Origin of the sequence: Pseudomonas avellanae BPIC 631 (genome assembly GCF_000444135.1) — a bacterium.
Lineage (GTDB): Bacteria > Pseudomonadota > Gammaproteobacteria > Pseudomonadales > Pseudomonadaceae > Aquipseudomonas > Aquipseudomonas avellanae.
Genome location: NZ_ATDK01000100.1, coordinates 1 through 6,730, shown reverse-complemented (window position 1 = coordinate 6,730; position 6,730 = coordinate 1). Strand labels below are relative to the sequence as shown.

At 59.6% G+C, this 6,730-nt stretch carries 5 protein-coding genes and 1 pseudogene; 1 reads left to right on the top strand and 5 read right to left on the bottom strand.

Annotated features, from left to right (window positions below; all coding sequences use genetic code 11):
* Positions 1-159: 159 nt before the first annotated feature.
* The 4 genes from DW49_RS0107050 to glnT all read right to left on the bottom strand — a co-directional run bounded on the left by DW49_RS0107050 (position 160) and on the right by glnT (position 4,589).
* Positions 160-1,500 (bottom strand): FMN-binding glutamate synthase family protein, encoded by a 1,341-nt coding sequence (locus DW49_RS0107050; protein ID WP_005617721.1) that lies wholly within the window; start codon positions 1,498-1,500, stop codon positions 160-162.
* A 15-nt stretch (positions 1,501-1,515) separates the two neighbouring features.
* Complete coding sequence (locus DW49_RS0107045) at positions 1,516-2,199, bottom strand: GltB/FmdC/FwdC-like GXGXG domain-containing protein (RefSeq protein ID WP_005617720.1); 684 nt, start codon at positions 2,197-2,199, stop codon at positions 1,516-1,518.
* On the bottom strand, positions 2,196-3,116 hold the full coding sequence (locus DW49_RS0107040) for a class II glutamine amidotransferase (RefSeq protein WP_005617719.1): 921 nt from the start codon (positions 3,114-3,116) through the stop codon (positions 2,196-2,198). The genes DW49_RS0107045 and DW49_RS0107040 overlap by 4 nt, the downstream gene beginning before the upstream one ends.
* Before the next feature lie 138 nt (positions 3,117-3,254).
* Positions 3,255-4,589 (bottom strand): type III glutamate--ammonia ligase, encoded by a 1,335-nt coding sequence (gene glnT, locus DW49_RS0107030; protein ID WP_005617718.1) that lies wholly within the window; start codon positions 4,587-4,589, stop codon positions 3,255-3,257.
* Between the two features lie 300 nt (positions 4,590-4,889).
* Here glnT and DW49_RS0107025 point away from each other — a divergent pair, with 300 nt between their 5' ends.
* Positions 4,890-5,495, top strand: coding sequence for a helix-turn-helix domain-containing protein (locus DW49_RS0107025; RefSeq protein ID WP_003381958.1), 606 nt, complete (start codon positions 4,890-4,892; stop codon positions 5,493-5,495).
* A 48-nt stretch (positions 5,496-5,543) separates the two neighbouring features.
* Here DW49_RS0107025 and DW49_RS0107020 read toward each other — a convergent pair.
* Positions 5,544-6,632: pseudogene (locus tag DW49_RS0107020) on the bottom strand (acetyltransferase domain-containing protein); the annotation flags it as partial.
* Between the last annotated feature and the right edge of the window lie 98 nt (positions 6,633-6,730).

Below are 6,730 nucleotides of genomic sequence, written 5' to 3'. Positions count from 1 at the left end.
CTCAGCCGTCACTTACGTCGCACTCTGCGTCGTCAGTGCCATCGCGGTAGAAAAGCGCTTTCGTTTATGTGCAGTGACTACATGCAAGGCAAGACTTTGTGGCGCATTTGAGACCTTTGATGCGAAGCGTCGTGAGACGCGTGCCAATTCACATTGCAATCAATACCCCGAACCCGAACCCGGTATCCACGACGTCCCCGCCAGTGGCACGCGCGCCATGGCCGCAGACTCGACGGTCAGCGCCACCAAGTCTTCCGGGTCGAGGTTGTGCAGGTGTGATTTGCCGCAGGCGCGGGCCATGGTCTGGGCTTCGAGGACCAGCACGCGCAGGTAGTTGGCCAGACGCCGTCCGCCTTCGACCGGGTCGAGACGCTTGGACAGTTCCGGGTCTTGCGTGGTGATGCCAGCCGGGTCACGGCCGTTCTGCCAGTCATCGTAGAAACCGGCCGCCGAGCCGATCTTTTTCAGTTCTTCGTCCAGACGTGGATGGTTGTCGCCGAGCGCGATCAGCGCTGCCGTGCCAATCGCAACCGCATCCGCGCCCAGTGCCATGGCCTTGGCGACATCGGCACCGTTGCGGATCCCGCCGGAGACGATCAGTTGCACCTTGCGGTGCATGCCCATCTCTTGCAGCGCCTGAACCGCTTGCGGGATGGCGGGCAGAATCGGGATGCCGACGTGCTCGATGAACACTTCCTGAGTGGCCGCCGTGCCACCCTGCATGCCATCGAGCACGATCACGTCGGCGCCGGCTTTGACCGCCAGCTTGACGTCGTAATACGGACGGCTGGCACCGATTTTCACGTAGATCGGTTTTTCCCAATCGGTGATTTCACGAATTTCGGCAATTTTGATCGCCAGGTCGTCCGGGCCGGTCCAGTCCGGGTGGCGGCACGCCGAACGCTGGTCGACACCGACCGGCAACGTGCGCATGCCGGCTACACGTTCGGTGACTTTCATACCCAGCAACATGCCGCCGCCACCGGGTTTGGCGCCCTGCCCCAGGACGATTTCGATGGCATCGGCCTTGCGCAGGTCGTCCGGGTTCATGCCGTAACGCGACGGCAGGTACTGATAGACCAGATGCTGCGACTGGCCGCGCTCTTCCGGGGTCATGCCGCCATCGCCAGTGGTGGTACTGGTGCCCGCGATGGTTGCGCCACGGCCCAGCGCTTCCTTGGCATTGGCCGACAACGCACCGAAGCTCATGCCCGCGATGGTCACCGGAATTTTCAGATACAGCGGCTTTTTGGCGAAACGGTTGCCGAGCACCACGTCAGTGCCGCACTTCTCGCGATAACCTTCCAGCGGATAGCGCGACACGCTGGCACCGAGCAGCAGCAGGTCGTCGAAATGCGGCAGTTTGCGTTTGGTGCCGCCGCCGCGAATGTCGTAGATACCGGTTTCCGCAGCGCGCTGGATTTCCTGAATGGTCAGGCGATCAAAGGTGGCCGACTCGCGCAGGACTGGAGCTGGTTTGTTGCTTGTAGGGTCGCTCATGGTAGTGCTCCTGGATCAGTACGCGGAGGCGTTATCGACTTTGAAGTTGTACAACTGACGGGCCGAGCCGTAGCGCTTGAAATCTGCAGCGTTCTCGTTGAAGCCTGCACGATTGAGCAATTCCTGCAACTCGTGCAGATGCTCGTCGCGCATCTCCTTGGCGATACAGTCGGAGCCCAGCGATTCAACCTTGCCTTTGACGTAAATCCGCGTTTCGTACAGCGAGTCGCCCAGCGCATCGCCGGCGTCACCGCACACCACCAGCCGACCGGCCTGGCCCATGAAGCAGCTCATGTGGCCAATGCTGCCGCCGACCACGATGTCGATCCCCTTCATGGAAATCCCGCAACGGGCACCGGCATCGCCTTCGATCACCAGCAGACCGCCATGTGCCGTGGCACCTGCAGCCTGTGAGGCGCTGCCCTTGACCCGCACGGCACCCGACATCATGTTTTCCGCGCAACCGACGCCGACATTGCCGTGCACGGTAATCGAGGCTTTCTGGTTCATGCCCGCGCAGTAATAGCCGGCATGACCCTGAATATCGATGGAGATGGCTTCGTTGACGCCGACCGCCAGGTTATGCGCGCCGTCGGGATGTGTGACCAGCCATTCACGGTCCTGCAAGTCCTTGACCTGATCGTGCAGCGCCTGATTGAGATCGCGCACGCTGGCGCTGGAAAGATCGACGGTTTTCATGAGCGTGCTCCCTCGGCTGGCTCGCGTTCCCAGATGTACATGGTGGCCGGGACCGGTTCCCAGACCCTGGCGTTTTCAATCCCTGGCAAGCTGGACAGCGCCTGGTATTCCGAGGCCATGGCAACGTAATCGTCAGTTTCGGCAAGAATGGCCGGCTTGCAGGCTATCGGATCGCGAATCACCGCAAAGCCGTTGCGCGTGCCGATGGCGAAGGTGAAAAAGCCATCGAGGTCTTCCAGCGATTTGTCGAGCGCCTGCTTGAGGCTGTCGCCCTGTTGCAGACGCCAGGCCAGATAACCGGCAGCGACTTCGGTGTCGTTATCCGTCTCGAAATGAATGCCTTCACGGCGCAGGTTCTGACGCAGACGGAAATGATTGGACAGCGAGCCGTTGTGCACCAGGCACAGGTCGGAGCCCGTCGAAAACGGGTGACTGCCTTCCATGGTCACCGCACTTTCAGTGGCCATGCGTGTATGGCCGATGATATGGCTGCCCTTCATGGAGGCCAGACCAAAGCGGGTGGAAATCTCCCTCGGCAGTCCCATGCCCTTGAGAATCTCGATGCTCTGCCCGGCGCTCATGATGCGCACGCTCGGTGCCAGTTCCGCCAGCGCAGCACGCACAGGGGCTTCTTCTGCCTGAATCTTCAGCACCACGGCGCTGGCGTTCTGGAACCAGTCCAGCGGTGCATTCAACGTGCCTTCCAGCGCCGCTATCAGCGCCTTGAAATCATAGTGCTCGGTGGTGGCTTGCAAGGTCAGCTTGACCCAGCCATCCGCCACCTCATCGCCATAAATCGCAAACCCGGCACTGTCTGGTCCACGGTCCGTCATGGCCTCAAGCATTGGCTCAAACAGCTTGCCGAGCTGTGACTCCAGCGCCGGGTTTTTCAGGTACAAACCAACGATTCCGCACATAAGCCTCACCTTGTTCGGGAGCGGCAAGCTTTTAGCTACAAGCTGCAAGCTAGAAACCAAACGCATAGACAGAGAAATCAAATACGCCGCAATCCAGCTTCTGCTTGCCGCTTGAAGCTTGAACTTGCAGCTGCTCCACTAAAAGAATTCGATATAGCGCTTCACTTCCCAGTCGCTCACATGGCGGCTGTATTCCACCCACTCCATGCGTTTAAGGCGGATGAATTCGCCAACGATCTCGTTGCCCAGCACTTCGGCGAACAGCGGGTCGGCTTCCAGCGCATCGCAGGCTTCCTTGAGCGACTGCGGCAGGGTCTTGATGCCCCGTGCGGCGATCTCTTCAAGGCTCAGCTTGTAAAGGTTCTCGTTGCAGACGTGATCGATTTCCAGCTGACGGTCGATGCCGTCCAGCCCGGCGGCGATGATCGCGGCGCTGACCAGATAAGGGTTGCAGCCGGCGTCCGGCAGACGAAATTCCAGGCGGCCATAAGGCACGCGGACCATCGCCGAGCGGTTGTTGGCGCCAAAGGCGATGAACGCCGGCGCCCAGGTCGCGCCGGACAGCGAATTGCCCACCACCAGGCGCTTGTAGGAGTTGACCGTGGGTGCGGCGAAGGCACACAACGCAGGGCCGTGAGCCAGCAGACCGGCCGCGAAGTGATAGGCCATTTTCGACAGGCCCATGCCGCTCGGGTCACTGGCGTCGTGGAACAGGTTCTTGTTGCTGGCGCTGGCAATCGACAGGTGAAAATGCATGCCGTTGCCCGCACGTTTGGGATCGGGCTTGGGCATGAACGAGCAGATCATGCCCATGTCATTGGCGATCTCGCCGGCAGCCATGCGGAAGAAGGTAAAGCGGTCCGCCGATTCCATCGCGTCGCTGTAGGTGTAATTGATCTCGAACTGGCCGTTGGCGTCTTCGTGGTCAATCTGATAAATGTCGAAACCCACTGGCTGCAAGGCTTCGGTCAGGCGCTCAAGAAACTCCCGGGAGCGCGACAGCCCTTTGTAGTCGTAACACGGCTTGTCGAGGTTATCGCTGGCATCGACCATTTGCAGGCTGCCAGCAGCATCGCGCTTGAACAGGCTGAATTCGGGCTCCAGCCCGGTGTTCAGGGTCCAGCCGCGCTGGCTGAGGCGTTCGACCTGTTTTTGCAGTACATAGCGACTGTCGTAAGGCCAGGGCTTGCCTTCCACATGGCCGATGCACACCACCCGCCCGTAGCCCGGCTGCCACGGCACCGGCGTCAACGAAGACAAATCGCCCTTGGCCATGAAGTCCGGGCCGTGGGGCTCCATGCCCATGCCGCAGATCGCGAACCCGGCGAACCCTGCACCGTCTTCGGCAACCATTGCCAGGCCCGTGACAGGAACCGATTTAGTCTTGGACGAACCATGAATATCCACGAACTGAGCCAGCACGTACTTGATGCCGTGCTGTTCGATCAGACGCTGTGTTTCGGGTGGCAACATGGGACGTGTCTCCTGGCATGCGCAAAAGGTTTCAGGAAGGGACCGCTGTTTCACTGCCTGCCGTTTTTATTCCGAACAGGAAAGTTACTTTCCCTTAGGGAATGCAAAGCGCTTGCCAATCCGGCACGCCAGAAATCGACAACACGTCCAACCGGGCAATCCGGCTGTTTATAAAGGCTGTTTATGTGGGAAGCTTGTTTCCTTGAGGGAATAATCCAGAACCTCAGCTACAGTGACAGGGATGGAACGCACATTCCCAGTGCGAAATAAAAATTATTGAACGGAAACCGTGCACAGCCGATGAATATGCCGAACGAACCGCATCCCAAATTGAAGCTCGAGCAATACCTGGGCATTCAGATCAAGCGCCAGCGCCAGGCGCAGGAGCTGAAACTGGCCGATGTCGCGCGGATCGCCGGTATCAGTCAGGGCATGTTGAGCAAGATCGAGAACGCGCAGGTGTCCACCAGCCTCGACAACCTCAGCCGTCTTTGCGACGTGCTGGGCATGCCCATGTCAAAGCTGTTCAGCCAGTACGACCAGCAAGGCAGCAGTGCGCTGCTGGTCAAGGCCGATGAAGGGCTGGAGGTGGTCCGGCGTGGCACCGAGAAGGGCCACACCTATCACTTGCTCAACCACACCCGTGGGCCGAAGAAGAGTTTCGAGGCGTACATGGTGACGATGGATGATGCCAGCGAGGAGTTCCCGACCTTCTCGCACCCCGGCACCGAGTTTCTGCACCTGCTGGAAGGCGAGCTGATCTACCGGCATGGCAATCAGCTGTACCCGATGCAGGCCGGTGACAGCCTGACTTTCGATGGCGACATCCCCCACGGCCCCGAGCAACTGGTGCAAGTGCCGATCAAGCTGCTGTCGATCATGAACTACGGTGCGCAGGGGGATTGAAATCAGGCGGGAAGCGGCACGCCTTTCGGCATGCCGCCTGTGCAGCAGTTACAAGTATTTCAACCAACTGATATCCCGGCGACGCGCCTTGAGTGCGGAGAACCAGCGCACGGCCGGAAACAGCACCACGGCCAGCACGACCGACATCAGCCAGACGCCCCACATGTGGTCGAAGCCGAAGTATTTGCCCTGATTCGCACCCCAGATAGCCAGCGCGATCAGGTACAGAATCTTCAGCACGTACAGGTGCAGCAGATAGAAAAACATCGGCGCTGAACCCAGTACCACCAGCGGCCGCAACCAGCTTTTCTCCTGACTGCGCTCGAACGCGATCAGGATCAGCATGCCGATGCCCAGCGTCAGGCTGATGAACAGCAGCGATGGCGGATACTTGGTGATGTTGAAAAAGCTCATGACCGTTTGCGTAGCCGTTTCGCCAACGCTCCACGGCTTTTCGCCGTAGCCGTTGATCATGCGCAGCACCACGAAGCCCAGCAGCGCACCCAGCCCGCAGGCCCACAGATTGCTCCGCCGCTTTGCTGCGTCAAAACCCGCTACAAACCATGGCCCGGCAGCGTAGCCCAGCGCGATGATGCCGATCCACGGCAATAACGGATAGGACGTACGGAAGCGTAGGTTATCGGACACCTCGATCCAGCCGCGATCATGCAGAATCGCCCACGGAATGTGCATGGCCGACTCGACGCCGAAATGCAGTGAGTCCAGCAGGTTGTGCCCGGCAATGATCACCACACCGATGACCACCAGCGCCCAGCGTGGCAGAAACACCATCAGCGACAGCGCCACCATGCTCAGGCCAATGGCCCAGATCACTTGCAGGTAGATGATGGTCGGCGGGAACTGGAAGGTCCAGGCGAAGCTCACCAGGGTGAATTCCAGCGCGATCAAAAACAGCCCACGCTTGAGCAGGAACGCCGAAACGTCGCTTCTGCCCTGATATTTCTCGCCATACAGATACGCCGAAAGCCCGGTCAGCAGCACGAACAACGGCGCACACAAATGCGCCAGCGTGCGACTGAAGAACAGTTCGGGCTCGGTGCTCGCGACCTCCATCGGATCGAGGACCTGGCGATGCAGGAAGAACGTTTCCCGCACATGGTCCAGCAGCATAAAGAGGGCGGCGGCAAAAACTGAGCGCAACACCTGACCAATCCGGTACGGTGAACCTATGTCATATCATGAACTCAGCATTGAAGAACGCATCACGATCCAGT

Excerpts from the sequence above, each read along its gene's own strand:
- DW49_RS0107040 (WP_005617719.1), bottom strand. The coding sequence starts at position 3,116 with ATGTGCGGAATCGTTGGTTTGTACCTGAAAAACCCGGCGCTGGAGTCA.
- DW49_RS0107045 (WP_005617720.1), bottom strand. The coding sequence starts at position 2,199 with ATGAAAACCGTCGATCTTTCCAGCGCCAGCGTGCGCGATCTCAATCAG.
- glnT (WP_005617718.1), bottom strand. The coding sequence starts at position 4,589 with ATGTTGCCACCCGAAACACAGCGTCTGATCGAACAGCACGGCATCAAG.
- DW49_RS0107050 (WP_005617721.1), bottom strand. The coding sequence starts at position 1,500 with ATGAGCGACCCTACAAGCAACAAACCAGCTCCAGTCCTGCGCGAGTCG.
- DW49_RS0107025 (WP_003381958.1), top strand. The coding sequence starts at position 4,890 with ATGAATATGCCGAACGAACCGCATCCCAAATTGAAGCTCGAGCAATAC.